The 25,331-nt window shown below is 64.1% G+C and carries 25 protein-coding genes; 6 read left to right on the forward strand and 19 right to left on the reverse strand.

The window, feature by feature from the left end; translation table 11 throughout:
- Positions 1-30: 30 nt before the first annotated feature.
- The 3 genes from ACP2YP_RS29735 to ACP2YP_RS29745 all read right to left on the reverse strand — a co-directional run bounded on the left by ACP2YP_RS29735 (position 31) and on the right by ACP2YP_RS29745 (position 2,083).
- Entirely contained in the window at positions 31-345 is a 315-nt protein-coding gene (locus ACP2YP_RS29735; protein ID WP_426419791.1) for a septal ring lytic transglycosylase RlpA family protein, read from the reverse strand.
- 103 nt (positions 346-448) lie between these two features.
- On the reverse strand, positions 449-1,294 hold the full coding sequence (locus ACP2YP_RS29740) for a CmcJ/NvfI family oxidoreductase (RefSeq protein WP_426419792.1): 846 nt from the start codon (positions 1,292-1,294) through the stop codon (positions 449-451).
- Between the two features lie 375 nt (positions 1,295-1,669).
- On the reverse strand, positions 1,670-2,083 hold the full coding sequence (locus ACP2YP_RS29745) for a hypothetical protein (protein ID WP_426419793.1): 414 nt from the start codon (positions 2,081-2,083) through the stop codon (positions 1,670-1,672).
- Between the two features lie 356 nt (positions 2,084-2,439).
- Here ACP2YP_RS29745 and glgC point away from each other — a divergent pair, with 356 nt between their 5' ends.
- Together glgC and glgA are read left to right on the forward strand one after the other, a co-directional pair.
- Positions 2,440-3,702, forward strand: coding sequence for a glucose-1-phosphate adenylyltransferase (gene glgC, locus ACP2YP_RS29750; protein ID WP_426419794.1), 1,263 nt, complete (start codon positions 2,440-2,442; stop codon positions 3,700-3,702).
- Positions 3,699-5,150 carry a glycogen synthase GlgA gene (gene glgA, locus ACP2YP_RS29755; protein WP_426419795.1) on the forward strand — a complete coding sequence of 484 codons (1,452 nt, stop codon included), beginning with the start codon at positions 3,699-3,701 and terminating at the stop codon, positions 5,148-5,150. The genes glgC and glgA overlap by 4 nt, the downstream gene beginning before the upstream one ends.
- A gap of 125 nt (positions 5,151-5,275) precedes the next feature.
- Here glgA and ACP2YP_RS29760 read toward each other — a convergent pair whose 3' ends face one another.
- Positions 5,276-6,064: a DODA-type extradiol aromatic ring-opening family dioxygenase gene (locus ACP2YP_RS29760; protein WP_426419796.1), complete on the reverse strand. Its 789-nt coding sequence runs from the start codon at positions 6,062-6,064 to the stop codon at positions 5,276-5,278.
- 163 nt (positions 6,065-6,227) lie between these two features.
- Here ACP2YP_RS29760 and ACP2YP_RS29765 point away from each other — a divergent pair, with 163 nt between their 5' ends.
- A complete protein-coding gene (locus tag ACP2YP_RS29765; RefSeq protein ID WP_426419797.1) occupies positions 6,228-6,407 on the forward strand; it encodes a hypothetical protein in 180 nt (59 codons plus the stop codon).
- 7 nt (positions 6,408-6,414) lie between these two features.
- Here ACP2YP_RS29765 and ACP2YP_RS29770 read toward each other — a convergent pair whose 3' ends face one another.
- Entirely contained in the window at positions 6,415-7,884 is a 1,470-nt protein-coding gene (locus ACP2YP_RS29770) for a carboxylesterase/lipase family protein (protein WP_426419798.1), read from the reverse strand.
- Positions 7,885-7,966: 82 nt separating this feature from the next.
- Positions 7,967-8,176, reverse strand: coding sequence for a hypothetical protein (locus ACP2YP_RS29775; protein ID WP_426419799.1), 210 nt, complete (start codon positions 8,174-8,176; stop codon positions 7,967-7,969).
- A 228-nt stretch (positions 8,177-8,404) separates the two neighbouring features.
- On the opposite strand from ACP2YP_RS29775, the gene ACP2YP_RS29780 reads away from it, so the two are divergent.
- From ACP2YP_RS29780 to ACP2YP_RS29790, 3 genes are all read left to right on the forward strand, one after another.
- Positions 8,405-11,095, forward strand: coding sequence for a flavin-containing monooxygenase (locus ACP2YP_RS29780; RefSeq protein ID WP_426419800.1), 2,691 nt, complete (start codon positions 8,405-8,407; stop codon positions 11,093-11,095).
- 129 nt (positions 11,096-11,224) lie between these two features.
- On the forward strand, positions 11,225-11,497 hold the full coding sequence (locus ACP2YP_RS29785; protein WP_426419801.1) for a hypothetical protein: 273 nt from the start codon (positions 11,225-11,227) through the stop codon (positions 11,495-11,497).
- 128 nt (positions 11,498-11,625) lie between these two features.
- Complete coding sequence (locus tag ACP2YP_RS29790) at positions 11,626-11,931, forward strand: hypothetical protein (RefSeq protein ID WP_426419802.1); 306 nt, start codon at positions 11,626-11,628, stop codon at positions 11,929-11,931.
- Positions 11,932-12,000: 69 nt separating this feature from the next.
- On the opposite strand, the gene ACP2YP_RS29795 is transcribed toward ACP2YP_RS29790, so the two are convergent.
- From ACP2YP_RS29795 to ACP2YP_RS29855, 13 genes are all read right to left on the reverse strand, one after another.
- A complete protein-coding gene (locus ACP2YP_RS29795; RefSeq protein ID WP_164988191.1) occupies positions 12,001-12,153 on the reverse strand; it encodes a hypothetical protein in 153 nt (50 codons plus the stop codon).
- Positions 12,154-12,252: 99 nt separating this feature from the next.
- Positions 12,253-12,777, reverse strand: a complete 525-nt coding sequence (locus tag ACP2YP_RS29800) for a septal ring lytic transglycosylase RlpA family protein (RefSeq protein WP_426419803.1) — start codon at positions 12,775-12,777, stop codon at positions 12,253-12,255.
- 153 nt (positions 12,778-12,930) lie between these two features.
- Positions 12,931-13,161, reverse strand: coding sequence for a hypothetical protein (locus ACP2YP_RS29805; protein WP_426419804.1), 231 nt, complete (start codon positions 13,159-13,161; stop codon positions 12,931-12,933).
- Positions 13,158-13,550: a BlaI/MecI/CopY family transcriptional regulator gene (locus tag ACP2YP_RS29810; RefSeq protein ID WP_426419805.1), complete on the reverse strand. Its 393-nt coding sequence runs from the start codon at positions 13,548-13,550 to the stop codon at positions 13,158-13,160. The genes ACP2YP_RS29805 and ACP2YP_RS29810 overlap by 4 nt, the downstream gene beginning before the upstream one ends.
- Before the next feature lie 312 nt (positions 13,551-13,862).
- Positions 13,863-15,458: an NAD-dependent malic enzyme gene (locus tag ACP2YP_RS29815; protein ID WP_426426307.1), complete on the reverse strand. Its 1,596-nt coding sequence runs from the start codon at positions 15,456-15,458 to the stop codon at positions 13,863-13,865.
- Between the two features lie 421 nt (positions 15,459-15,879).
- Positions 15,880-18,216: a mechanosensitive ion channel family protein gene (locus ACP2YP_RS29820; RefSeq protein WP_426419806.1), complete on the reverse strand. Its 2,337-nt coding sequence runs from the start codon at positions 18,214-18,216 to the stop codon at positions 15,880-15,882.
- A 710-nt stretch (positions 18,217-18,926) separates the two neighbouring features.
- Positions 18,927-19,844, reverse strand: a complete 918-nt coding sequence (locus tag ACP2YP_RS29825) for a polyphosphate kinase 2 family protein (protein WP_426419807.1) — start codon at positions 19,842-19,844, stop codon at positions 18,927-18,929.
- A complete protein-coding gene (locus ACP2YP_RS29830) occupies positions 19,804-20,823 on the reverse strand; it encodes a branched-chain amino acid ABC transporter permease (RefSeq protein WP_426419808.1) in 1,020 nt (339 codons plus the stop codon). The genes ACP2YP_RS29825 and ACP2YP_RS29830 overlap by 41 nt, the downstream gene beginning before the upstream one ends.
- Entirely contained in the window at positions 20,820-21,701 is an 882-nt protein-coding gene (locus tag ACP2YP_RS29835) for a branched-chain amino acid ABC transporter permease (protein WP_128950396.1), read from the reverse strand. The genes ACP2YP_RS29830 and ACP2YP_RS29835 overlap by 4 nt, the downstream gene beginning before the upstream one ends.
- 13 nt (positions 21,702-21,714) lie before the next feature.
- The gene (locus ACP2YP_RS29840; protein WP_426419809.1) at positions 21,715-22,419 is read right to left on the reverse strand and encodes an ABC transporter ATP-binding protein; all 705 of its coding nucleotides are present in this window, start codon (positions 22,417-22,419) and stop codon (positions 21,715-21,717) included.
- A complete protein-coding gene (locus ACP2YP_RS29845; protein WP_426419810.1) occupies positions 22,419-23,189 on the reverse strand; it encodes an ABC transporter ATP-binding protein in 771 nt (256 codons plus the stop codon). The genes ACP2YP_RS29840 and ACP2YP_RS29845 overlap by 1 nt, the downstream gene beginning before the upstream one ends.
- A 14-nt stretch (positions 23,190-23,203) precedes the next feature.
- Positions 23,204-24,514, reverse strand: a complete 1,311-nt coding sequence (locus ACP2YP_RS29850; RefSeq protein WP_426419811.1) for an ABC transporter substrate-binding protein — start codon at positions 24,512-24,514, stop codon at positions 23,204-23,206.
- Positions 24,515-24,609: 95 nt separating this feature from the next.
- The gene (locus tag ACP2YP_RS29855; RefSeq protein WP_426419812.1) at positions 24,610-25,314 is read right to left on the reverse strand and encodes an NUDIX hydrolase; all 705 of its coding nucleotides are present in this window, start codon (positions 25,312-25,314) and stop codon (positions 24,610-24,612) included.
- Positions 25,315-25,331 lie beyond the last annotated feature (17 nt).

Consider the following 25,331-nt stretch of genomic DNA (forward strand, 5'->3'; position numbering starts at 1 on the left):
TTTGGGCGGCACTATAGCGCGGTGGCAGGGCTATTCCACCGAGACCCGTACCACGCCTGCGCTCATCATGCCGAGCGCGCGGGCGGCGGGCACCGAGAGATCGACGATGCGGCCGCGGATGAAGGGACCGCGATCATTGACGCGGCATTGAATCGTCCGCCCGCTGTAGGACACCTTGAGCACGCTGCCGAACGGACGCGTCCGGTGCGCACAGGTCAGATCGCCGCTCTTCGCGGCTTTCCCGTATCCGTAATATGAGGCAAGTCCGCTTTCAGCGTGGGCGATGGAAAATGCAGAAAGCGAGAAAGTGGTCAGACAAAACAATAGCGTCCGCTGCGCTCGCACGGCACCGCTCCCGGTTGGCCCTGCCCCGCGCTGCAACGTCGCCTGGTTCCACTTGGTTCCGGGAACACCGCCGGGCAACGCCCGGCGGGGCCATCACACATTGTTACTGTTTGTGAAAGACCAGCGTACGCACCTCGATGCTCTCGCGCGGCGCGGCATCAAGCGGCGTGGTCGGATCGGCGAAGGCGGTGTGCGGAGCGAAACGCGTGCGTCCGTCGGTCGCCGAGTCATAGCATTTGAGCAATAGCGCCTCGTCCGCCGTCATCTCGGGAAAATAGAACCAGCGGTGGTTCGAATTGTATTTCACCGAATAGGTCTCGCCGCGGCGATTGGGATAGATCAGGTCGGAGGCGACGAGATCGTCGGGCGCGACGGTCGTGCCGTCGGCCATCGCAAGCGGTGAGTCCCGCAGCGGGCCACGGATCGGCCGCCAAAGGTTAATCACCTGGACGCGACCCTTGAGCAGCTCCTCGGCTTCATCTGGCAGATGCTCGCGCACGCGGTTGGCCCCGGAGACGGCGGTCTGGTCGACATGCACGCGTGCCGCGGGTTGGCGTGGGCCACCGTCGCGAATATCCGGGGCGCCCTCGACGCGCTTGCGCACGGTGTGGTCGAAGATGACAACGCGATCGGCCTTCAGCGTCGCGCGCAGGAACGCCTCGACGGCCGGATAGTAGACGGTGCGGATTTCCTCGTCGTTGTAGAAGTCCTTCACCTGGTTGGGGTGGCGCACCAGCGCGAAGCCTTCGCGGTCGAGCGAGAAATTCTGCGCAATCAGGCGCGCATCGAAGATCGGCACCTGATGCGGCTCCGGCAGCGAGGTGCTCTTCGGTTCGCCCGGCGGCGGATCGAAGGCGTAGGTGCGTGGCTTGCCGGACACCGGCGCGAGATAGTTGAGTTCAGCGGTGACGAAGGGAAGCGATTCAATTTTTGTTTCTTGCAGGCCCATGGCCGGTCTCCCGATGTGGTCGTCTGTTTGATTTTTGACGGGATGAGACGTGGTGCAAGGGAGGTGTTGCAAATAGCAATGGGGGTGTTGTCGCGACCCGGGAATGCAGAAGGAACGTTTCGAGGATTGCAATCGAATGGAGAAAGCTCTTCCGGCCTCACGCTTGCTTGAATGTTTGTGAGGTCTCGTGCCCCGGACGCAGCGCATCACGCAGTGATGCGCTGCTGGGCGGGGCCCATGTCGCTGAGAGCCACTGCCGCGACGAAGGCGGCGAGATGCGCAGGCTTCGCCTCAAGGCCGGCCCGCTGCATCTCGCCGCGATCATGCTCACGCATCTCGCCTGGATGAGCCTGATCGTGTGGCTCTCGCTCTAACTCACCAATACCCGCGATAATAGGGACGGTAGTATGGGCGGTACGGCCGGTAGTAGCCGTAGTACGAACGGTAAGGCCGATAGTATCGCGGATAGGCCGGGCCGTAACCATAGCCGTAATAGGCCGGTGCGTAGCCATAACCGTAACCCGGATAGCCATAGTACGGCCCGCCGCCGTAATAGCCGTAAGGCCCACCGCTGGCGATCGCGCCGCCGATGATCGCACCGGCAGCAAGGCCACCGAGACCCCATCCAAAGCCACGGCCACGCCAATAGACCGGCGTGACGTCGTCGCCAGCCGCGGCTTTCATGGTCGCGACATTGGTCGGCAGCGGGGCCGCTGCCGCCGGCTCGATCTGACCGGCCATGACCGCAGCCGTCAGCGAACAAGCAATTGCCGACTTCCAGATATGCATCGTCTCACTCCTTCTCTCTGACGCTTCATTTGGAAAGGATGCCATGATCTTGCATCGCTACGCCAAGTCAAAGCCTCGAATTCGCGTGCAGCGCACAAGACGCGCTCCCATGCCGGAATTGTGGCCACCCGACATCGCCTCCCGAGCGCCGATGTGACACCGGGACGACGATGCCGGGGCCCGCCGCGCCGCTGCAAAGCGTTAAGCTTCCCACGCGTTCGCAACCAACAAGCACCTTCCCGATTACCTATTCGTACCGTTACAATCGGTTCCAATGGTGCGCGGCCGGAAGGCACTTCGCGAAGGCCTTGGTTTGCGCCAGAATTTGGCTTGCGCCAGACGAGTGGGAGGATGACATGAGTGCCGCCGGAAATGAGCCGCTTGCCCGCCAGGCTTTGGCGTTTGTCCTGGCCGGCGGTCGCGGCAGCCGGCTGCTGGAATTGACCGACCGGCGCGCCAAGCCCGCGGTCTATTTCGGCGGCAAATCCCGCATCATCGATTTCGCGCTGTCGAATGCGGTCAACTCGGGCATCCGCCGGATCGCGGTCGCGACCCAGTACAAGGCGCACAGCCTGATCCGGCATCTTCAGATGGGCTGGAACTTCTTCCGCCCCGAGCGCAACGAGAGCTTTGACATCCTGCCTGCGAGCCAGCGCGTCTCGGAGAGCATGTGGTATGTCGGCACGGCGGATGCGATCTATCAGAACATCGACATCATCGAGTCGCACGCCTGCCGCTTCATCGTCGTGCTCGCCGGCGATCACATCTACAAGATGGATTACGAGGTGATGCTGCGGCAGCACGTCGACAGCGGCGCCGATGTCACGGTCGGCTGCCTCGAAATGCCGCGCGCGGAATCCTCCGGCTTCGGCATCATGCATATCGACGAGAACGGTTGGATCCAGCAATTCCTGGAAAAGCCCAAGGACCCGCCGCCGATGCCGGGCAAGCCGGACGTCTCGCTCGCCAGCATGGGCATCTACGTGTTCGACGCTAAATTTCTGTTCGAGGAGCTCAAGCGCGACGCCGAGGACCCGCACTCCAACCACGATTTCGGCAAGGACATCATCCCCTACATCGTCAAGAACGGCCGCGCTATCGCGCACCAGTTCTCGACGTCATGCGTCCATTCGGGAAACGACAACGGTGCCTATTGGCGCGACGTCGGCACGGTCGACGCTTATTGGGCTGCCAATATCGACCTGACCGACGTGGTGCCCGAGCTCGATCTGTTCGACCGCGCCTGGCCGATCTGGTCCTATGCGGAGATCACGCCGCCCGCAAAGTTCGTCCATGACGAGGAGAGCCGGCGCGGTTCGGCGGTAAGCTCGCTGGTCTCGGGCGGCTGCATCATCTCCGGCGCGGCGCTACGCCGCTCGCTGCTGTTCACCGGCGTGCGCATAAACTCCTACGCCAATGTCGAGAACGCCGTGATCATGCCTTACGTCAATGTCGGGCGCGGCGCGCGGCTGAAGAACGTCGTGATCGACCGCGGCATCGAAATCCCCGAAGGGCTCGTGGTCGGCGAGGATCCCGAGCTCGACGCAAAGCGCTTCCGCACCACCGAGCAGGGCATCTCGCTGATCACCCAGACGATGATCGACAGGCTCAATACATGACGCCTGTTCGCGTCCTCGCGGTCGCTTCTGAAGTCTATCCCATCGTCAAGACCGGCGGCCTCGCGGATGTCGCCGGTGCGCTGCCGATTGCGCTGAAGGCGCACGGCGTCGAGATGCGCACGCTGGTGCCGGGCTATCCGGATGTGATGCGGCTGCTCGCGGGCGCAGATGAAATCCGGCGCTGGCCGGATTATTTCGGCGGCCCGGGCCGGCTGCTTGCGGGCTCTCATGACGGGCTCGACCTGTTCGTGCTCGACGTGCCGCATCTCTACGCGCGGCCGGGCAACCCCTACGTCACCACTGAAGGCGTCGACTGGCCGGACAACGGCGCGCGCTTCGCGGCGCTGTCGCGCATCGCCGCCGATATCGGCCACGGTCTCGTTGCGGCCTTCGTGCCTGACGTCGTGCATGCCCATGACTGGCAGGCCGGGCTGGCGCCGGCCTATCTGCACTACGATGGCAGGGCGCGGCCCGGCACCGTAATGACCATTCACAACATGGCCTATCAAGGCAAGTTCGACCGCATGCTCGCTGACGCGATTGGCTTGCCCCGGGGCGCGTCGTTCGACGTCCACGGCCTCGAATATTTCGGCGGTATCAGCTTTTTGAAGGCCGGGCTGCAACTGGCCGATCGCATTACCACGGTGTCGCCGACCTATGCGCAGGAGATCCAGAGCGACGAAGGCGGCATGGGGCTCGGCGGCCTGCTGCGCGAGCGCGCAAGCGTGCTGAGCGGCATCCTTAACGGCATCGACACCGAAGTGTGGAATCCGCAAACCGATCCGCATATCGCCTATCGCTTCGGCGCGCAGGACCTCACGTTTCGAGCGGCGAACAAGGCGGTGCTTCAGCAGCAATTCAATCTCGATTCTTCCGACGAAGCGCCGCTACTCGGCGTCATCAGCCGGCTATCGTGGCAGAAGGGACTTGACCTGCTGCTCGAGGCGATCCCGACGATCCTTGACCAGGGCATGCAGCTCGCGCTGCTCGGCAGTGGCGACCGCGATCTGCAGGATCGCTATCAGGCCGCCGCACGCGCCAATCCCGGCCGGATCGGAGTCTTGATCGGCTATGACGAGATACTGGCGCATCTGATCCAGGCCGGCTCGGACGCGCTGCTCGTGCCGTCGCGGTTCGAGCCGTGCGGGCTCACCCAGCTCTGCGCGCTACGCTACGGCGCGGTCCCGATCGTCTCCCGCGTCGGCGGCCTCGAGGACACCATCGTCGACATCGGCGAGACCGGACAAAATGCCACCGGATTCAAGTTCGGCCCGGTGACGGCGGAGGCCTTCGCCGGCACGTTGCGCAAGGCGAATGCCGCCTTCCACGACAAGCCGACCTGGCGACGGCTGCAATTGAGCGGCCTTGCGACCGATGTGTCCTGGCGCAACCGCGCCGGCGAGTACGCCGCGCTTTATCGCGGCCTGATGGCGTCCCGCCGCGCGTAGGCCTCGGCGCCGCCGAATGGAAATACGGTTGAGCTTGCGCGATGCGTAGGGCGGATTAGCGAAGCGTAATCCGCCAGCTTTGTTGCGGCCCGATGGCGGATTACGCTTCGCTAATCCGCCCTAATTCACCCGAACACATACGACGCCATCGCGACGTTTGCGACCTCGTCGACGAAGACGCGCTTGCCGACATCGCTGCCCGCCGCACCGGCCGCCACCATCAGCGGCAGCAGATGATCCTCACGCGGATGGGCGGGACGCGCGCTTGGCGCATTCTCCCAGTCGACCAGCATCGCGTTGCGGCGCGCCGCATCCGCGCCGATCGCCTCGTTCAGATAAGCTTCGAAATCATACGAGACCGGCTTCGATTCCGCGCGCCCAAAGCCGCGCATGTTGTGATAGGTAAGCCCGCTGCCGACGATCAGAATGCCTTCGTCGCGTAGCGAGGCGATCGCCTGCCCGACCTTGATGTGCTCGGCCGCATCGTAGCTCGACTTCAGCGACAGCAGCACGATCGGCATGTCGGCATTCGGATACATCAGGCCGAGCGGCACGAAGGTGCCGTGGTCGAACCCCTGATTGGGATCTTCCCGACAATCGAGACCGGCGCGCGCGAGCAGTGCCTTCACGTCTGCTGCGAGCTCAGGCTGGCCCGGCGCCGGATATGTGATGTGATAGGTATGCTCGGGGAAACCGTAATAGTCGTACACCATCGGAGGATGCGCCGAGGTCGACACCGTGAAGGCGTCGGCCTCCCAATGGCCGGTGATGACGAGCACCGCCTTCGGCCGCGCCGGCAGAAGCTGCGGCAGCCGGCCGAATTCCGCTGCGGTCTTCGCATATTGAACCCGCCTGTCCTCCATGAAAGGCCAGGGGCCGCCGTGGGACAGGAAGAGGGTCGGAAATCGCGTCATTTGTGCCGGCTCGTCTCGTTGACAACATGCGCGTGCGAACGGCCCGCGCGATCGGCGGCGAGCATAGGCGAACCGGTATGGTTAGCAAGTCGTTAACGATTTGCCGCCCAAAATCGCCGGCGTGGCCGAAGGAGTCGGCCCCAAAAGACAAGCGAGACGTGAGATGAGGAAGTTTGCGCTGGGGGACGTCGTCAACAGTGACAAGGGCCGCCGCGGCGTCGTTCGCGCTGCCTACCGAACGAAGGAAGGCCAGCAGTTCTACGCCGTCGAGAAGGACGGCGCGATGGACTATCTGGAAGAAGAGCGGCTGACGCCGGCGCCGCGCGTCGAGCTCGCGGCCTAAGTCCAACTCATTTTTTGCTCTCGCGCGCGAGCCGGTCCAGACGCTCCACCCAAGGGTCGTCGCCGCTGGCGGTACGATCATTCGCGATCAGCAGCAGATGGTCGTGGTCCGCGGCCGCATCCCAATGCGGCAGCCCTGCGCCGTTGGGGTCGCCGCTCCTGGCAAAGTTGATCCAGTAGGCCCGCATGCGGTTTGCGACCTCGCGATCCCGGCGCGAGAAGATGCCTGCACCGGGCACGCCCTCCACACCGAAGATGAACTGCAACTCCCGCCCGTGGCCTTCGTCGGGATGGCCGCGCCGTGCTTCCGGCACATAGGCAAAGCGATAGCGGAAGGTCGGCGCGCTGGTCGCGGCATGAAGCCGGGCGAGCATTCGCGCCGGCTCGGAGAAGACCTTGTCGGTGTAGAAGCTGGCCGCAACGTCTGACGGCCGCGTTGCATCGGGATAGAGCCTGCCCAGGTCATCGATGCTCTCGCCCGAAGCGGATAGCGTCTCCTTGACCTCCAGCTCGCTGCCGTAACGCGTCTCATCGTCATTCGAGCCGATGATCAGGGGAATGCGGCTCTCATGTCCCATCGCAAATCCGGCGGCGATGTCTTCCGTCACCAGATGTCCATCCATCGCCGGCGTAAAGCTGCGCGGCGATGTCTCCAGCAGACGCTTTTCGGCAGCAAGCAGACGCGCCGGTTCGACGGCGCGCAGATCCGTCTCTTGCCCGAGTGCGGCGGCAAACTGCCGGCCTGCCGCCTCGGCCTCCTGCGACGACAGCAGCCGCGCGCGGCCGGGCACCGATTGCAGAATGGCTTTCTGGAAGAGATCGCGGGATTGGGCGCACAGCATCAGCAGCGCGATCGACGTTGCGCCGGCACGGTTGCCGAACAGCGTGACGTTGTTCGCATCGCCGCCGAAGGCCGCGACGTTGTCGTGCACCCAGCGCAGCGCCGCAATCTGGTCGATCAGGCCAAAATTGCCGGAGTTGCCTTCCGACAGCGCGGGATGCGTCAGCCAGCCGAGCACGCCAAGACGATAATTCACAGTGACCACGATGAGCCCGGCCTGCGCGAGCCGTACGCCATCAAACAACGGATCATTGGCGGTGCCCGTGACAAAACCGCCGCCATGGATGAACACCATCACCGGCAGCGGCCCGTCGACGCCGAAGGGACGAAACACGTTGAGCGTGAGGCAATCCTCGCGCGCCGCAGGCAGCGATGGCTGGAGACAGGGCGCGCCATAATCATAAGCCATGCTCATCTCCGAACTCTCGGGCAATGCCTGCGGCGGACGCCAGCGCAGGCTGCCGACCGGCGGCGCTGCATAGGCAAGCCCCTTGAACGACGCCACCTCGCCCTCGACGGCGCCAAGCATCTGGCCTTCGCGCGTCAGCGCAAATGGAAATTGCCCAACCGGCTGGGCGATGGCCGCGCCGGTGTAGAGCAATGCAAAGACTGCAATGAGCGCAAGCACGGATTGCATCTTCAGGGGATCTCGATGCGCGGAAATGTTCCCCGTCAGGTTACGTCCGCGGCCTGCGGCGAGGCAAGCGCTGTGGCTGGAGCTAGCCGCCCTTGGCAATAATCTCCGCCAGCGCACGCCGCGCGACGATGCCGAGCTCGCCGAGCGTCGAGTGGCCGGATTGCGCCGCCTCGATCAGGCGCTCGGCGATGAACCTGCGGCTGTCGTGATCGCCGCCATGCGGCAATTGGCGGCACGTCTCCTCCAGGACGACGTCCATGTTGGCTTTGGTTCGCTCACTCAACTCTGTCATGACGCCCTAGGATACGCTTGGCTTGTAGCCGCAAGCATACACAGGCGGGTCAGGTATGATTAGCCCGGGTAATCACGGCCATTGTGCACCGCGATCCGTGCATTGAAGCAGGGTTCGCGCCGCCACGATGACGCCGCAAACGACCACCGAAGATTGCACTTGCTCTGATGACAAGCCGAGCCTGCAGGACTAGCCTGCCGGCAAAACAAAATACACGGGAGGAATACCATGCCTGACGCAATGGTCGCCGCACGCGAGTCCAGGGCGGCGAGTGGAACAGCTCAACAGGTCGACGTCGCAGTGGTCGGCGCCGGATTTGCCGGCCTCTATCTTCTCCATCGCCTGCGCAAGGCCGGCCTCTCGGCCGTCGGTCTCGACGAAGCCGGCGACGTCGGTGGCACCTGGTACTGGAACCGCTATCCCGGTGCGCGCTGCGATATCCAGACCATCGACTACAGCTACACATTCGATCCGGAACTCGACAAGGCCTGGACCTGGTCGGAGAAATACGCGGCCCAGCCCGAGATCCTGCGTTATCTCGGCTTCGTCGCCGACCGCTACGATCTGCGCCGCGACATCCGCTTCAAGACCAAGGTCACCGAAGCGAAATGGGATGAGGCAGCCGAGCGCTGGCAGCTCACCACCGACAATGGCGCGCCGGTCTCCTGCCGCCATTACATCATGGCCACCGGCTGCCTCTCCGCGCCAAAACCGCCGGAGATCGATGGCGTCAAGGACTTCAAGGGCCAAGTTTATTTCACCGGACGCTGGCCGCATGACGGCGTCAATCTCGCCGGAAAACGCGTCGCCGTGATCGGCACCGGCTCGTCGGCCATCCAGTCGATCCCGTTGATCGCCGAGCAGGCCGCGCATCTGACCGTGTTCCAGCGCACGCCGAATTTCGCGTTGCCTGCGCATAATGGCCCCTCGCCGGCCGATCGCAGGGACCTGTTCCAGAGCGACCGCGCGGCCTATCGCGAGCAGGCGCGCCAGTCGATGACCGGCGTCCCCTACCCGCAGCAGACGGTGGTGAGTTGGCAATTGAGCGATGCCGAGCGTCGCGAGCGGTTCGAACGCGCCTGGGCCGCGGGCGATCTCGTCCACATCCTGACTCAGCTCTGGGCCGATCAGGGTGTTGATCTCGACGGCAACAACATCGTCTCGGACCTGATCCGCGAAAAAATCCGCGCCGCAGTGAAGGACCCGGAAACGGCCGCGGCACTCACACCGCACGACCATCCGTTCGGTGCCAAGCGACCCTGCCTCGATACCAACTACTACGCGACCTACAACCGGCCGAACGTCACGCTGGTCAATCTGCGCCAGGAGCCGATCAAGGCAATCACCGCCAGCGGCATCACCACCGGCAAACGCAATGTCGACGTCGATGTCATCGTGTTCGCGACCGGCTTCGACGCCATGACCGGCGCGATCCGCGCCGTGCATCCGATCACCGGGCGCAACGGCAGGTCGCTCAGCGATGTCTGGGCACACGGACCGCAGAGCTATCTCGGTCTCACGGTCGAGGGCTTCCCGAACTTCTTCATGATCACCGGCCCCGGCAGCCCGTCGGTGCTGTCGAACATGGCGGTCTCGATCGAGCAGCATGTCGACTGGGTCGTCGATCGGCTCAAAGCATTGCACGACGCCGGCTTCACCACGATCGAGCCGACCGAGACGGCGCAGGCCGGCTGGGGCCGGCACATGGCCGACTGCTCGATGGTGACGCTGCACCGGCTCGCCAACACCTGGTACACGGGCGCCAACGTACCCGGAAAGGTGCAGGGCCTGATGCCTTACACCGGCGGCGTCGGTCCCTATCGCAGCATCTGCGACGAGGTCACGAGCCGCGGCATGCTCGGCTTCAGGCTCACCGGCCCCAACGTCGCCGCGCAATGCAATGACGGCGAGGTGGTGCGGCTGCAGCCGGACGTGCGGTTGGTGCTGAACCTGCTGGCGTCGCTGAACCTGCCGCCGATCGAGTCGATGGGCGCGATCGGCGCACGCGCCTTCGTCAACGAGTTCAACAAGGGCCGCCCCGCCGGACGGCTGATCGGCGACATCGTCGACGGCACTCTGCCCGGCGCGGATGGCCCGCTGCCTTATCGCGTCTACAAGCCGGCCACACCGGGACCTCATCAGGTCGTGGTCTATTTCCATGGCGGCGGCTGGGTGCTCGGCGACGAGCAGTCGGACGAGCCGTTCTGCCGCGACATGGTGCGGCGAACCGGCATGACCTTTGTCAGCGTCGGGTATCGTCACGCACCGGAGCATCGCTTCCCGACGGCGGCCGAGGACGGCTATGCAGCGACGCGCTGGATCGCCGAGCATCTGGCCGAGCTCGGCGGCAAGCCGGGCCCGGTGCTGGTCGCAGGCTGGAGCGCCGGCGGCAACATCGCCGCCGTCACCTGCCAGCTCGCGCGCGACCGCAGCGGGCCTGACATCGCCGGCCAGCTGCTGGTGTGTCTGGTCACCGACTGCACCTTCGACCGGCCTTCCTACAACGACAATGCGACGGGCTACTTCCTGACGCGGTCGCTGATGTACTGGTTCTGGGACCTCTACTGCTCGCCAGCCGACCGCACCGATCCGCGCGTCTCGCCGCTACGCGGCAAGGTCGCCGGCCTGCCGCCGGCGTTGGTGGTCACCTGCGAGTTCGATCCGTTGCGCGACGAGGGCGTCGCCTATGCCGAGGCGATGGCGGCAGCGGGTGTCCCGGTCGAGCAAGTCAAGGCGCGCGGCCATTTCCACTCGTCCTTTGTGATGGTCGACGTGGTGATCACCGGCGTCCAGGGCCGGGTGCAGATGGCGCAAGCCCTGCGGCGTTTCGCAGGGCTTCCGCCGGAGGTCAGCCGTGGCGACGACACCAGCCAGAGCCAGGCGAGCCCAAGGCACCAAATCGCAGCGGCCGCGAGTTAAGACGCCATCGGCCGGGAACCTTTTCCCGGCCGCCGCGTTATCGGCGCGTGGCATTGAGATGCAGCGATGGATATGGGCCCTGGCACGCGAGGTTGCGTGCTGGGGTTCTTTTCGCGTGAGGCGGGGACGATGGCTGGCGTATCAGTTGAGTCAAAAGTCGATTTCGGCGCCCTCGCCGTGCTACATAAATGGCCGTCGCTCGGAAACCAGCGCCGGCCGGACCGCGCATCCTATCAGGTGAGCGAAGGGACGCTGGACGAGTGCATCTCGGCCTTCATGGCGAAGCCCGCGCCGACCCGGCATCTCTATGAGATCCACACGGTGCCGCAGCCACCGCTGGTCACGGACATCCTCTCGCCCGAGCACGTCCTCGAACTGTCGCGGCTGAGAGAATTTCTCTGAGCGTAGGCGAACACCGCCGCCGCACGCGTACGACAAACGTCTTTACCTGCGCCTTTCGATCTCGGCAGGAACCTTCTTCCGGTTTTTCCCGTTGACAGGGATCGGAAGCCAAGGCGTGAGACGCTCACATGCTTGAAGCTGGCGTGCCATCCCCGGTCGTGCCTTATGGCGCAGACCAGACAATGTTCGTGGTGATCGATCGCCTCGACAAGGCGACTGAAATCCGTGTCGAGCGGAGCGACCTCGAAGCCACCATCGGTGAGCTCGTCGCCGGCTGCTTCAACGACCCCATCAAGGTGATCTCGTTCAACACGCTCGAGCACTGGATGAAGGACATCTCGACCGATGTCGCCGGTGAAATCCAGGCACGATGCGATATCGATGGCGTGACGCTCCCCGACTACCTCAGCGATTTCGTCGAGAGCCATAGCTGATTGCGCGGGCCGCGGCGGCAAGCTCAAGCAAGCAGGCAACAAAGCGCCGCTTCCGCGGCGCTCTCGGAGTCAGGCGCGCCGGCGGCCGGCGATGACTTCGATCTCGCGACGGCGTTCGCCGGCGAAGGTCAGGAGCTTTTCGATCGTCAGCGTATCCGTGATCCGTTTGGCAAGCCGCTCGGCGCGCGCCGCCTGATCTTCGAGATACTGGATCGTGTTCAAGCGCCATCTCCCCCAAAGCCCCGAATTGCCGGGCACCCATGGTGCGCGAGAGCAGCTAACAGCCGGTTAAGCGCGGCGTGTCGATCTCGACAAGCAGCCCTATTGCACGACGTCGAGCCGGACATTGGCGACGCCCCTGTCGACCATGCCAAGCGCCTCGGCGGCGGAGGGCGAGATGTCGACCACGCGTCCGTGAACGAAGGGCCCGCGATCGTTGACCCTGACCGTCACGAAGCGGCCGGAGGAGACATCGGTGACGCGCAGCCTGGTGCCGAACGGCAGGCTCGGATGGGCCGCGGTCAAGTCGTTCTTGTCGAACTTCTCACCGCTCGCGGTCTCCGTATCCGAATAGAAGCTCGCAACGCCATGCGAAGCGGTCCGCTTGGTGCTCGCTGTGTCGTCAGACGGACGCGGCCTGTAGATCGGGCGCGGATGCAGCGCTGCCACGCGGTGCGGCCGCTCGATCGCCGCCTGCCGGCCGGTCACGGCAAGGTCGGCCTTCTGACGGCCAACCGGTGATTGCGCGCACGCGGCGAGCGATGCGGCTCCGATGATGGCGAGCAGCAACCGGCTCGCGGTTGCCGGCGAAATCCGGACAGTTTCGGCACGTGCAAAGCGAGACATGATGCGCCCTCCGAACACGCCTAAGTTTCGGTGGGCAATGAGGGCAGAACCTTGGCTGAACAAAAGCGGCCTTGCGGCCACCATGGTTTCGCCGCCGGCTGTGATGAATCCACCACAGTCACCTGTCCTGAATCGACACAGACCGGCGGAAAATCAGCCTGATACGGCGCGCCAGCTGATCGGGCGCGCCTCCGGCCGCGCCTCACCGGCTTCGACGTCGCCCCTGATGAGCCGCATCAGTTCGCGCCGATAGAGCAGCCGCCAGCCGGTTCTCAGGCTGGCGAGAAAGTCGAGCTCCCGCACGCGAAACAGGATGAGACCGATCCAGACGACGCCTCCCAGCGCGAAGGAGCGTAACGCCGCCTCAGCCAGAGCTGCGATCATTCTCTTTTCACTCCCCTCGCCTTCTTCGCCTTGGCCACCTGGTCGGCCAGCGCGCGCAATTGCTGCTGGTCAAGCATCGCATTGTCCACCATGCCGACGAGGACCTCCTCCATCGAGCCATTGCAGAACCAGTCGACGATGCGCTGCACCGCCTTGGCCGCGACGCGGGCGCGCTCTTCGGCGGCGTGGTACACGTAGGTACGTCCGTCCACGGTGTGGCGAGCATAGCCTTTTTCTTCCAGCCGGCGCAGCACCGTCCGCACCGTCGATTCCTTCAGGCGCCGCGACAACCGCTCGCGCACGATTTCGGCCGTGACCGGCCCATGGGCCCACACCAATTGCATGACCTCGTGCTCAAGATCGCCCAGGTCGGGCAAACGATCATCCATGGTGGCTACCTAACGGCTTGAGATTCTTGTAACGCTACGAACCGTCGCACATAAGGCGGCGGCAAACAACGGCGATTCCACCGTGCCGTCATGGCCAGCAGGGCTTTCGAATATGCAGAACGACGTAGCGGGCAGCTTGCCCGCGGCCCATCCTTCGAGACGCCCGCCTACGGCGGGCCCTCAGGATGAGGTCGCGTTTGCTGCGAGATATTAAACCCTCATGGTGAGGAGCCCTGCAAAGCGGGCGTCTCGAACCATGCAGGCCGAGCTCTCCCGGCAGTCTCCAGCCGTCATAAGCGACAGCCTCCTAACTCAGTACTTCGGCTCGTACATCTGCGACCGGACCAGGCCCTTGACGTCGTTCGGCGCGGGTCCGTCGGCGAGCCCGCGCTGATAGGCGACATCAGCGACCGCCGCCGCAATGAGGGCCGAGACCTCGCGGATGCGGGGCAGCGCGGGATAGAGGCTGCCCTGATCGAGGTCGTCCTCGCCGACGCAATTGGCGAGGGTATGGGCCGCCGCCATGAACATCTCGTCGGTCACGAGCCGCGAGCGGCTGGCGATGACGCCAAGTCCGACGCCGGGGAAGATGTAGGAGTTGTTGCCCTGGCGCGGCACGAAGGTGCGGCCGTTGAGCTTGACCGGATCATAGGGGCTGCCGCAGGCGAACAGCGCGCGGCCCTCGGTGTAGCGATAGGCATCCTCCGCCGAGCACTCGGCCTTCGAGGTCGGGTTGGACAGCGCGAACACGATCGGCTGCTCGTTGAGCGCGGCCATCGCCTTGAGCACCTCGGGCGTGAAGGCGCCGCCGACCGCGGCGACGCCGATGATCGCCGTCGGCTTCAGCGTCTTGATCGCGGTGAGGAAGTCGGCCATCGGCGCCTGATCCTTATGCGCATAACGGAGCTTGTGGCCGGAGAGACCTTCGCGACCGCTGACAACGAGGCCGCGGGAATCCACCAGCCAGTTGCGCCGGAGCGCATCGGTTTCCGTTGCGCCCTCCGCCATCATGGCGGAGACGACGAGATCAGCAATGCCGGTTGCGGCCTCGCCCGCGCCGAGGAACAGGATGCGCTGGTCTCTCAGCTTGCCGCCGTTGACACGCAACGCCGAGAACAGGCCGGCGAGCGCAACCGCTGCGGTGCCCTGGATGTCGTCGTTGAAGACACAGGCTTCATCCCGGTATTTGTGCAGCAGCTTGAACGCGGAATGGTTGGCGAAATCCTCGAACTGGATCAGCACATCGGGAAATGTCTTTCGCGCGGCGGTCATGAACTCGTCGACGAAACTATCATAGGCCTCGCCGGTGAGCCGTCGCTCGCGCAGACCGAGATAGTAGGGATCGCTCAGGAGCTCCTCGTTGTTGGTGCCGACGTCGAGCACGATCGGCAGGCAGTGCTCGGGGTGCACGCCGGCGCAGGCCGAATAGAGCGAAAGCTTGCCGACGGGGATACCCATTCCATTGGCACCGAGATCGCCAAGTCCCAAAATGCGTTCGCCGTCGGTGACGACGATCAGCTTGGCCGGATAAGGCCAGTTCTTCAGGATCTCGGCAATCTGGCCGCGATCGCGCGAGGAGATGAACATGCCGCGCGGCCGCTGGAAGATGAGGCCGTATTTCTGGCACGCGAGCCCGACCGTCGGCGTGTAGATGATCGGCTGGATCTCGTCGATATTGTCGACCACGACGCGGAAGAACAGCGCCTCGTTGCGGTCATGCAGCGCATTCAGCGCGACGTATTTTTCCAGGTCGGTTGGCAGCGTGCGCAGATTGGTCAGCACGCGGTCGACCTGCGTCTCGATCGTCAGCACGCAAGGCGGCAGCAGGCCGCGCAGGCCGTGCGCGGCGCGCTCCGCCTCGGTGAAGGCCGTGCCCTTGTTAAGCAGGGGATCGCGCAGCACCGTCATGCCTTGCGCGGAATCGGATGAGGTCGGTTGGGCGCTGACCCAAGCAGGTCTATTCACGAAATCCCCCAGGGAGTTTCTTATTGAAGGGCAAACATTGTCGGCCAGCGTTCCATCAAGATCAAGGACGTTGCCCCTCAGGCCGCGATTGTGATCTCGCACCGCAGCGAGATTTTCGCGAACGATAAAAGGTTAACGTCGCAAGCTTCCGACCCTCATGGTGAGGAGGCGCGCCAGCGCCGTCTCGAACCATGCAGGCCCCCGATCTCACCCGCGGCGCATCCTTCGAGACGCCCGCTTTCGCGGGCTCCTCAGGAGGAGGAGAAGCGCGCTTGTGGCGCCGCTCAGCTATTCCGGCTTGATGTCCGCAGCCTTCACGACCGGCCACCATATGCGGAGGCAAGCCGGAAAATGTGACGACCGACTATCCGGCCGCCCGCCTTGACGTCAGATTGGTGGCGACATCGGCCGGCGGCGCGATCTGCATCAAGATGGTCTGGGTGGCGGATGCGACCTCGATGCCGTTCTGCTGGAAGCGCTGCTTCATGCGGCGGTTGAATTCGCGCTGGACCGGCCAGCGGCCGGCCTCGGTGCAGCGGATCTGACCGACGATCGACACCATGGCACCATCGACCTTGTCGATGCCCCAGAGCTCGAGATCGCCGCGGATCAACGGGCGGAATTCGCTCTCGCGGCGCATCTCCTCGACGATGTCCTTGAGAATCTGGCCGGCGCGGTCGGTGTCTTCCTTGTAGGCGACATTGACGCTGACGGAGGCATTGCCGGCGCCGCGGCTGGCATTGGTGATGGTCGTCACCGCGCTGAACGGCACGATGTGCACGGCGCCGTCGCCGGCGCGCAAGCGGATGGTGCGGATCGAGACGTTCTCGACCACGCCTGACAAGCCCGACACGCTGACGGTATCGCCGACCTGGACCGTGTTCTCCAGGAGCAGGAACAGGCCGGTGATGAGATCCTGCACCAGCTTTTGCGAACCGAAGCCGATGGCAATGCCGACGATGCCGGCGCCAGCGAGCAGCGGTGCCACATTGACGCCGATTTCGCTCAGCGTCGTGAGCCCGACGACGGAGGCGATCAGGCACATCAGCGCGGTCCGCAGCATCGGCTGGAAGGTGCGCAGACGTGCCGCGCGGGCATAATGTCCGTCGCGCGACAGCGTATTGATCTGCCGGTCCAGCAGCGCGTTGCTGGCCTCCCAGATCGCCGCGGCGATGACGACGGCGATGCCGATCGTCGCCACCGCCGAGAGCAGCCGGCTGCCGATCTGACCACCGTAGAACCAGACGATGGCATCGACGCCCCAGACCTCGAGCACGGCGACGAAGCCGATGAAGGCGATGACGCTGGATACGATCTTGCGCAGCAGCGGCAGATAGCGGTTGGCGCGGACCTCCAGTCCCGGAAAGCGCTGAAGGACTTCCGGCTGGATGCGGAAGCCGCGGTCGATCAAGCTCAGCGTCACCATGATCGCGACCCGCGTGATCAGCACCACCGCGATGGTGCCGACGAAATATTGCAGCAGCAACGAATAGCCGTTGCGGATGTTCAGCGCCCAGACCGCCCACAGCGCCAGGTCGAGCGCGATGGCCAGATAATGCCAGCCGCCGGCGATGCGGTTGCGCAGGCGCGCCGCGAGCCCCTGCCGGTCGGCCGGCGCGCGGATGGCGTCTGCGACCTGGCGGCGGCATTGCAGGATGATGACGACGACAAAGAGGTGCACGACCAGCATCACCATGCGCACCAGCGCCGCGTAGCCGGCGCGATGCAGGCCGAGCAGCAGCGCCACATTGGCAAACGCAATGCCGGTCACCGCGACGCCGACGATGCGGCGCGCCCAGATCTCGATATAGGCCGCCGTCTCTGCGCGCACCGGAAACAGGCCGAACGGCCCGGCCAGCGCACGGACGACGCAAATGAGCCCGCGCGAGAACGCATAGGCATTGACAACCGCGAGGATCACGAGACGGACGGTCGCGGGCTCGCCGATCTCCGTTCCGAGCAGTGCGGTCGCGAGGCCAACGAAAACGACCACCGGGAGCAGTTCGAGCAGCAGCCGCCCCAGCACGAAGGGCAGCCGGAGCAACAGTTGCCAGACGCGCGCGAGGCTGTGCCGGCGCTTGTGCAAGTCCGGCGAAGGCGCGACGTCGGCGACCGATGACAGCGTATCGGCCAGGGGCAGCACCTGCACCGGCAGGTGCGCGGTCTGCGGCACGCGTGCTTCGAGGAAGGCGACCGGACGCCGGACCAGGCGCACCATCACCCATTCGGCCGCAAGCGCGCAGCCGAACACCAGCGCCAGCTTCCAGGCGATCTCGATCAGGAGATTATAAGCATCGGGATCATTCGCAGTCCGCACGATCCAGTAGTAGAACGCCGGAAAGTGCGTGAGCGTCCGCGCCATGTCGGCGACATCGCGCGAAATCTCGCCGATCTCCTCGGACACTGTGAGCAAAAGCTGCGCGCCGAGGCCGTCAGCCGACAGCGGGATCGGTGACTTCTGCTCGGGCGGGGGCGCTGGCTGCTGCGGACCGGACGCATTCGCGATCGCGCGCAGCGTATCGATCATTTGCGCGCGCTTCTTGTCGTCCTGAAGCGTCTCCAGCGCCCGCTTGGCCTCGTCAGGTGACAGCACGGCGGCATTGCCAGCAGCCGGAGCAGCCGGCTCGGCGCGGGTACTGGAGAGAGAGGAGATTGCAAGGAAGAGGGCTGCGAGGAGCGCCTGGGCGAGCTTATGCGACACGCGGATTCCTTAAAAAATGAAATGCGCCGGCAGCGGTCGAATCGTCGCCGCACCAAGCGCATGCGTCATGTCGGATGCCGCTATTCGCCCCGATGGTGTGTCGGAATTTTGCCGATGAGGCGACGATCTCTTGGCATTTCCTGCAATGCAGTGAATGCGCCAAAACGCACAGCGCCGGGCAGGTAGGGGCTATGCCTTACTGATGCAGCCCTCTAAACCTTTACCCGGCGTGCCGTTCGCGGTTTCTGCCGCTATGCGATAGTCCGAACGAGCTCCATCGCACTTAACGCGGCTGGATTTGCGGAGGTGGCGTCATAGACCTCCCCTTGCTCATGAAGTGGACGTTACGCGTCGCTTGTTTGCGACCACGTGGATGCTCCTCCCGCGACATAAATCTGTCAAGCGGGGATCAATGGCCTGGGGATCACATTTGCACGCCTGTTCCGCAACGACTGACGACACCGGAGCGCGGAAGAAATCCCCCTCGGCAGCGTATGGTGGGGGCCGGGGGTACTGAGGGTCACCGGCGCGATGGTGACATCATGCCCCTGTTTTGCCCGTCGGGTCAAATGAAATTCGCTAATTCCGAATATCGTTTGCGCCGGCGAGTCAAGCCGTTGATTTCACTATCGTTGGCTACTGTGCATGGGGTTGTTTTCGAGGATTCTTTCCGGTGACTACGAGCGCGCGGCTGATTTGCCTGCTCGTTGTCACCTTCGCTTCTTGCCCTCGTTCTCGAGCGCCCTGCGGACTTCGTCGAACTCCGCCAGCGAAGCCTTGTCGGCGCGCGGAAAGCGCAGATCCAGTTTTTCCAGCGCCGCGACGATGACCGAGCCGATCACGACGCGGGCGAACCATTTGTGGTCGGCGGGCACGACATACCAGGGCGCATGCGGCGTGGCGGTGTGGCGCACGATGTCCTGATAGACCGCCTGGTAGCGTGGCCACAAGGCGCGCTCCTTGATGTCGTCCATCGAGAACTTCCATTGTTTGGCCGGCTCATCCAGCCGGTCGAGAAAGCGCAGGCGCTGCTCCTCCTTGGAGAGATTGAGGAAGAATTTCAGCACCAATGTGCCGTTCCGGCAGAGATAGCGCTCGAAAGCGGAGATGTCCTCGAACCGCTCCTTCCAGATGTTCTTGGTGACGAGACTTGGCGGCAGCTTCTCCTTGGCGAGGATCTCGGGATGCACGCGCGTCACCAGGCATTCCTCGTAGTGAGAGCGATTGAAGATGCCGATATGGCCGCGCTCCGGCAGCGCGATGACGTGACGCCAGAGGAAATCGTGGTTGAGCTCCTTGGTGCTCGGTGCCTTGAAGGCGGACACCTCGCAGCCCTGCGGATTAATGCCCTCGAAGATCGCCTTGATCGCGGAATCCTTGCCGCCGGCATCCATGGCCTGGAATATGATCAGAATCGACCAGCGGTCCTGGGCATAGAGCTTTTCCTGGAATGCGACGAGACGCTTCTTGTTGGCGTCGAGAATCTCCTGCGCCGTCTCCTTGTCCAGATCGCCCTTCTCGTTGGTCTTGTAATCCTTCAGGTGAAACTTGCCGGACCCGTCATGCCGGAATGGCGTGATGTAGCGGTCAAGTTCCTGGACGAGCGATTTGGACGGCTTTTTGTTCATGAGCGCGGGGCACCTTGCGTTGCGGCTTCAATCGGTCGAGCAGGCTACCAAGGATGCCCTTCGGAAGGAATATGATGAAAAGCACCAGCAGCACGCCGTAGACGAGGTTGTCCCAGCCGACCGCCCTGGTGCCAAAGCCGATGCGCAAGGTTTCCGCGAGCAGGATAGTGATGACGGCGCCGACAGTCGGACCGAGCGAGACGAACAGGCCGCCGACGATGGCCGCGAACACCATCTGGAGCGACACCGCGATGCCGGAGACGGTGTCGGGCGTGATGAACATCTGGTACTGGCAATAGATCGCGCCGGCGAGCGCCGTCATCACAGCGCTGATCAAGGTGACCTTCAGTTTTTCCGCGGTGACGTCGACGCCGGCGGCGGCAGCCGCGTCCTCGTCCTCCGAGATCGCCTCGAGCGCGTAGCGGCTCATGCTGCGATCGATCAAATGCCAGACGACGATGCCGGCGAGCCACACCGCAAGCGCGATCAGATACCAGGTGGTCTTGTCGTCGAATTGCAGCGCCAGCAGCTTGTTGCCAGACGCGCGGTTCGGCGTGTAGCCGAGCGAGCCGCCGGTATAGTCGCGCGTGGCCGTGATAACCTGAAGCACGATGCCGGAGAGCGCGAGCGTCACCAGCACGAAGTAATGCCCGGTGATGCGGAAGCGGAAACAGGGATAACCGACGATCAGCGCCAGCGCACCGGCCGCGACCATGCTGACGGGAATCCCGATCCATGGCGACAGCCCGAGATGATTCCACAGCAGCGCCGTGACATAGGCGCCGATCCCCATGAAGCCACCGTGGCCGAGCGAGACCAAGCCGAACCTCCCCATCATCGACCACGACGTGTAGGCGAACGACCAGATCAGGATCAGCACCAGAATGTGCAGATGATAGGGATCGCGATAGACGAAGGGCAGCGCGACCAGCGCGGCCAGTCCTATCCCCCATGCGACAAGCCGGCCCTGCCCCATCATCGGCGCCTCGCAAGCAGGCCCGCGGGCCGGATGAACATCATGACGATGAAGAAGGCGAAGGCGAGCACGTAACCCCATTCGAGATCGGAGAACAGACCACCGAGCGAGATGATCTCGGCAAAGACGAAGGCGGCGATGAAGCCGCCGATGAAATTGCCTAAGCCGCCGAGCACGCAGATCAGGAAGGTGATCGGCCCAAAGGAAAGACCGACGAAGGGATGCACGTCATATTGCAGCACCAGCAGGCAGGCGGCGAGCCCGGCCAGCCCACCGCCGATTGCGGACGTGATAAGATAAATACGCTTGGTGTCGACACCCATCAGCGCCATGATCTGGCGGTCCTGCGAGATGGCGCGGATCGCCGTGCCGGTGAAGGTGCGGGTCATGAACAGATAGACCGCGACCATACCGACCAGCGCGGCCAGGAACGACAGCAGGCGTGCGTAGCTGAAGTTCATGTCGCCGAAGGCGAGCACCGGCAGGCGGATGCCGAGATTGCGGAAGTCGATGCCGAAGGCGACGGTGGCAAAGCTCTGCAGCACGAACAGCACGCCGCCGGTCGCGAGCAGCTGGTTGATCGGCGGCGCCGTCAGCAGCGGCGCGATCACGAGATAATGCAATAGCGCGCCGAGGATCGCGACGAGCAGAATGGTCAGTGGTGCTGCGATGAAATAGCTGATGCCGTAATACTGGACCATGAAATACATCGCGTACATGCCGATCATCACAAGCTCGGCGTAGCAGATCCAGGTCACGTCGATGACGCCGAAGATCAGGTTCAGCCCGAGCGCGAGCAGCGCCAGCACGCCGCCGAGCAGGATGCCGTTGATCACGGCTTCCAGCAGATAGATGTCGAAAATATCCAAAAATGCTTGCATGCCTGCAGGCCCCTCACACTCCGAGATACGCTTGCTTGACCGTGGTGCTTAACAGCATCTCGGCCGAGGTGCCTGAGGCGCGGATCGTGCCGGCCTCGATCAGATAGGCCCGGTCGACCACGCGCAGCACCTGCTGCACGTTCTGCTCGACGATCAGCACCGTCAGCCCGCTGGCGCGAATCCGCTTCACCAGTTCGAACACCTGCTGCACCACGACGGGCGCCAGCCCCGCCGAGGGCTCGTCGAGCAGCAGGAGCTTTGGATTCGACATCAGCGCGCGGCCGATCGCGCACATCTGCTGCTCGCCGCCGGACATGGTGCCGGCCATCTGATGGCGGCGCTCCTTCAGCCGCGGAAACAGGTCGAACACGAACTCCAGCCGTTCGGCATAGCGAGCGCGCGCCTCCTTCATGAAGGCGCCCATCCTGAGATTGTCGTCGACCGAGAGCTGCGGAAACAGCCGCCGGTTCTCCGGCACATGCGCGATCCCGAGGCTGACGATCTTGTGCGGCGGCGTCGCCAGGACGTCGACGCCCTCCGTGGTGATCGAGCCGCGCGAGGGGCGGATCAGGCCGGAGATGACGCGCATCAGCGTGGTCTTGCCGGCGCCGTTCGGGCCGATGACGCCGACGGCCTCACCGGCCTTCACGTCGAGATTGACGTCGAACAGCGCCTGGAAGGTGCCATAGCCGGCACTGACGCCGCGAAGCTCCAGCATCATTGGCCTCCCGCACGGCGGCGCGCTTCAGCGGCCGCAGCTTGCGTGGTCTCGGCATCGGTGCCGAGATAGACTTCGATGACGCGCGGATCGCCCGCAACCGAGCTCGGCAGGCCTTCCGAGATCTTCTCGCCGTGATCGAGCACCATGACGCGGTCGACGACGCGCATCAGCACGCCCATGATGTGCTCGACCCAGATGATGGTGATGCCCAGCTCGTCGCGGATGTTGCGCAGCATGTCGGCGGCCTGGCCCATCTCGGCCTCGTCGAGACCGCCGAGGCTCTCGTCGGCGAGCAGCAATTTTGGCGCGGTGGCGAGCGCTTTCGCAAGCTCGAGCTTTTTCAACCCGGCCGCCCCGAGGCCGTCGACGCTGGCGTGACGATCGGTCGGCAAGCCCACCATCGCGAGTGACCGCTCCGCCGCCTCCTCTGCCTTGACGCGGCTGTGCCGACCCTGACCGTAGAAGCCCGCGAGCGCGACGTTCTCGAAGATGGAGAGGCGGCGAAACGGTCGCGGGATCTGAAAGGTGCGCCCGATGCCGCGGTTGATGATCCGGTGCGGCGCCAGCCCTGCGATCTCCGCACCATCGAACAGGATCGATCCGGAGCTCGGCGCCAGCGTGCCGGAAAGCATGTTGAAGATCGTGCTCTTGCCAGAGCCGTTGGGGCCGATCAGGCCGAGGATCTCGCCCTGATCGACTTTGAACGACACGTTGTTGACGGCGATGAAGCCGCCAAACCGCTTCACCAGCCCGCTGACCTCCAGCACCGCTCGCTCCGCTGCTACTGGTTGCTGTAGGTGGTGCCCTTCGGCAGCGGCAGCACGGCTTCGCGCTGCGCCTGGCTCTTGGGCCACACCACCGAGGACTTGTCGTCGATGTATTGGATCACGACCGGGAACGAGCGCTCGTTCTGGCCCGCCATCGGCGTGCCCTCGCCATAGAACTTGACGCCGAAGCCGAGCATGGTGCCACCCTCCGGAATGTCGGTGTCGAGCGCCGCCTTGCGCAGCGCCTCGGGATCGACCCCGCCATACTTTTTGATCGCGCGCGGCAGGACATCATCCATGAACACGTAGGTGTTGGACGCGCCGATGCCGACATGGGCGGAGCGGATGGCAACGCCCGGCCTGATCTTGTCGAACTCCTCGCCGACCATCTTGATGACGGGCGCGAGCTTCGGGTTCATGGTCTTCTGGTTGGCGAGCCAGATCGAGATCGGATCGGTGTTGAAGATGTAGCTCGCATCAGTGCCCATCCCCTCCTTGAGCTTCTCGTAGACGCCGTAGCCGGCGCCATGGCCGACGAGGGCCGCAAACTTCAGGCCCTGCTCGCGCGCCTGCCGCAGCAACAGCGTGATATCAGGGTTGTAGCCGGTATGGAAAACGACGTCGGGCTTGGCGCGCTTGAGCTTGGTCACCAGTGCGGAGAGATCCGGCGCGGTCGCCGAATAGCCCTCCTTCAGCACGATGTTGAAGCCGGCCTTCTTGGCGCCGGCCTCGTTGCCCTTGGAGACGTCGACGCCATAGGAGCCGTCCTCGTGGATGATGGCGACGCGGAGGTCCTTCGGCTCCTTGCCGAGCTTTGACTGGGCGTTCTGCGCAATGAAATCCATCGTCATCGCACCGAACTGGTCGCCGCTCGCCTGCGGGCGAAAGACATATTTGTAGTTCTTGTCGGCGAACACGGCGGACGAGATGCAGGTCGTCATCCACATGAACTTCTTCAACTGCTCGACACGGGCGGCAACCGGCACGCATTGCGCCGAGGAGAAGAAGCCGAGCACCATGTCGACCTTCTCCTGCTCGAGCAGGCGGACGGATTCGTTGATGGCGATGTCGGGCTTGCTCTGCGCGTCGGCATAGACCGCCTCGACCTTGTAGCCCTCGACGCCGGTCTTGCTGAAATGGTCGAGGATGATCTTAGTGCCGAGATATTCGAGCTCGGAGCCGCCGCCCGCGAGCGGGCCGGTCAGGTCGAAAATCACGCCGATCTTGATCTTCTTCTCTTGAGCCTGAACCGAAACGGTCAAGCCCATCGCTGCAATCGCGATCAACAGCCCACGTACCAAGCGGGTAGCCATGCGCAGGCGCATCTAAACCTCCCTGGACGATTGTACATTGCATTTTTTTTGTTTTTGCTCCTTCGCCCATCACATGGGCTCGGCCGCGCGATGTCAAGCCTCGCGCATCAGCGCGAGGCGAACTGTTGCGCGATGAAGGCCGTGACAAATCGCGGCATGGCCGGCGTGAGATCATCCATTCCGCGCACGAGATGGATGGCCGAAAGCTCCGGCTCGTCCTGGCGAGCCAGATTGGCTTCAATCCGCGCGCGGGCCGCCTCACCCGGCATGTCCAGGTTGAGGATTTGTATCATTGCAAGTGCGCTGCCGGTGACGACGCAGTGCCAGTCCGCCTCCGCCGAATAATCGCCAGGGAGCAGGCCGGTCTCCTCCTCGAGCTCGCGGACGACGCTGCCGGGAATGTCGAGCGTGCCGTCTCTGACATCGTCGAGGTCGGGCGTACCCGACGCGAAATAGATGCGCCCGGCATTGGCGGTGTGATGCGCCATCTCGCCCATCACGAAGGCGCCATCGGAGGTGCGCAGCGCCCCCGCGCCGAACCCGTTGAACACGGCCAGATCGGGAAAGCCCCAGTCGCGCCAGGCAAGGAAGCTCGCGAAATCCGTCTCGAAATAAGTCGCAGCGAGATGACCGTCGGTGAAGACGGCGTCGCGCCCGAGCAGGACCCGGCCGTTCCAGATTTTCGGCCGCGCGCGCTGCTGCTCGGCGAAATGCGCCTTGATCTCGGCGCGCCGCTCCTCGGCGAACGGCCAGACGACGGGGCGCACGGCAAGTTCAAGCGTCGAGACGCGATGAATGGTCAGTGACGTCATGACGCCTGATTGCCAAG

Origin of the sequence: Bradyrhizobium genosp. A (genome assembly GCF_049949275.1) — a bacterium.
GTDB lineage: Bacteria > Pseudomonadota > Alphaproteobacteria > Rhizobiales > Xanthobacteraceae > Bradyrhizobium.

What these genes read in the sequence shown, in the direction of transcription:
- ACP2YP_RS29765 (WP_426419797.1), top strand. Translation starts at nt 6,228, where the DNA reads ATGAGGAAGTTTGCGCTGGGGGACGTCGTCAACAGTGACAAGGGCCGC.
- ACP2YP_RS29830 (WP_426419808.1), bottom strand. Translation starts at nt 20,823, where the DNA reads ATGATGGGGCAGGGCCGGCTTGTCGCATGGGGGATAGGACTGGCCGCG.
- ACP2YP_RS29780 (WP_426419800.1), top strand. Translation starts at nt 8,405, where the DNA reads ATGCCTGACGCAATGGTCGCCGCACGCGAGTCCAGGGCGGCGAGTGGA.
- ACP2YP_RS29790 (WP_426419802.1), top strand. Translation starts at nt 11,626, where the DNA reads ATGCTTGAAGCTGGCGTGCCATCCCCGGTCGTGCCTTATGGCGCAGAC.
- ACP2YP_RS29825 (WP_426419807.1), bottom strand. Translation starts at nt 19,844, where the DNA reads ATGAACAAAAAGCCGTCCAAATCGCTCGTCCAGGAACTTGACCGCTAC.
- ACP2YP_RS29785 (WP_426419801.1), top strand. Translation starts at nt 11,225, where the DNA reads ATGGCTGGCGTATCAGTTGAGTCAAAAGTCGATTTCGGCGCCCTCGCC.
- ACP2YP_RS29815 (WP_426426307.1), bottom strand. Translation starts at nt 15,458, where the DNA reads ATGACGGTGCTGCGCGATCCCCTGCTTAACAAGGGCACGGCCTTCACC.
- ACP2YP_RS29840 (WP_426419809.1), bottom strand. Translation starts at nt 22,419, where the DNA reads ATGCTGGAGCTTCGCGGCGTCAGTGCCGGCTATGGCACCTTCCAGGCG.
- ACP2YP_RS29775 (WP_426419799.1), bottom strand. Translation starts at nt 8,176, where the DNA reads ATGACAGAGTTGAGTGAGCGAACCAAAGCCAACATGGACGTCGTCCTG.
- ACP2YP_RS29805 (WP_426419804.1), bottom strand. Translation starts at nt 13,161, where the DNA reads ATGATCGCAGCTCTGGCTGAGGCGGCGTTACGCTCCTTCGCGCTGGGA.
- ACP2YP_RS29850 (WP_426419811.1), bottom strand. Translation starts at nt 24,514, where the DNA reads ATGCGCCTGCGCATGGCTACCCGCTTGGTACGTGGGCTGTTGATCGCG.
- ACP2YP_RS29800 (WP_426419803.1), bottom strand. Translation starts at nt 12,777, where the DNA reads ATGTCTCGCTTTGCACGTGCCGAAACTGTCCGGATTTCGCCGGCAACC.
- ACP2YP_RS29740 (WP_426419792.1), bottom strand. Translation starts at nt 1,294, where the DNA reads ATGGGCCTGCAAGAAACAAAAATTGAATCGCTTCCCTTCGTCACCGCT.
- glgC (WP_426419794.1), top strand. Translation starts at nt 2,440, where the DNA reads ATGAGTGCCGCCGGAAATGAGCCGCTTGCCCGCCAGGCTTTGGCGTTT.
- glgA (WP_426419795.1), top strand. Translation starts at nt 3,699, where the DNA reads ATGACGCCTGTTCGCGTCCTCGCGGTCGCTTCTGAAGTCTATCCCATC.
- ACP2YP_RS29745 (WP_426419793.1), bottom strand. Translation starts at nt 2,083, where the DNA reads ATGCATATCTGGAAGTCGGCAATTGCTTGTTCGCTGACGGCTGCGGTC.
- ACP2YP_RS29835 (WP_128950396.1), bottom strand. Translation starts at nt 21,701, where the DNA reads ATGCAAGCATTTTTGGATATTTTCGACATCTATCTGCTGGAAGCCGTG.
- ACP2YP_RS29855 (WP_426419812.1), bottom strand. Translation starts at nt 25,314, where the DNA reads ATGACGTCACTGACCATTCATCGCGTCTCGACGCTTGAACTTGCCGTG.
- ACP2YP_RS29770 (WP_426419798.1), bottom strand. Translation starts at nt 7,884, where the DNA reads ATGCAATCCGTGCTTGCGCTCATTGCAGTCTTTGCATTGCTCTACACC.
- ACP2YP_RS29810 (WP_426419805.1), bottom strand. Translation starts at nt 13,550, where the DNA reads ATGGATGATCGTTTGCCCGACCTGGGCGATCTTGAGCACGAGGTCATG.
- ACP2YP_RS29760 (WP_426419796.1), bottom strand. Translation starts at nt 6,064, where the DNA reads ATGACGCGATTTCCGACCCTCTTCCTGTCCCACGGCGGCCCCTGGCCT.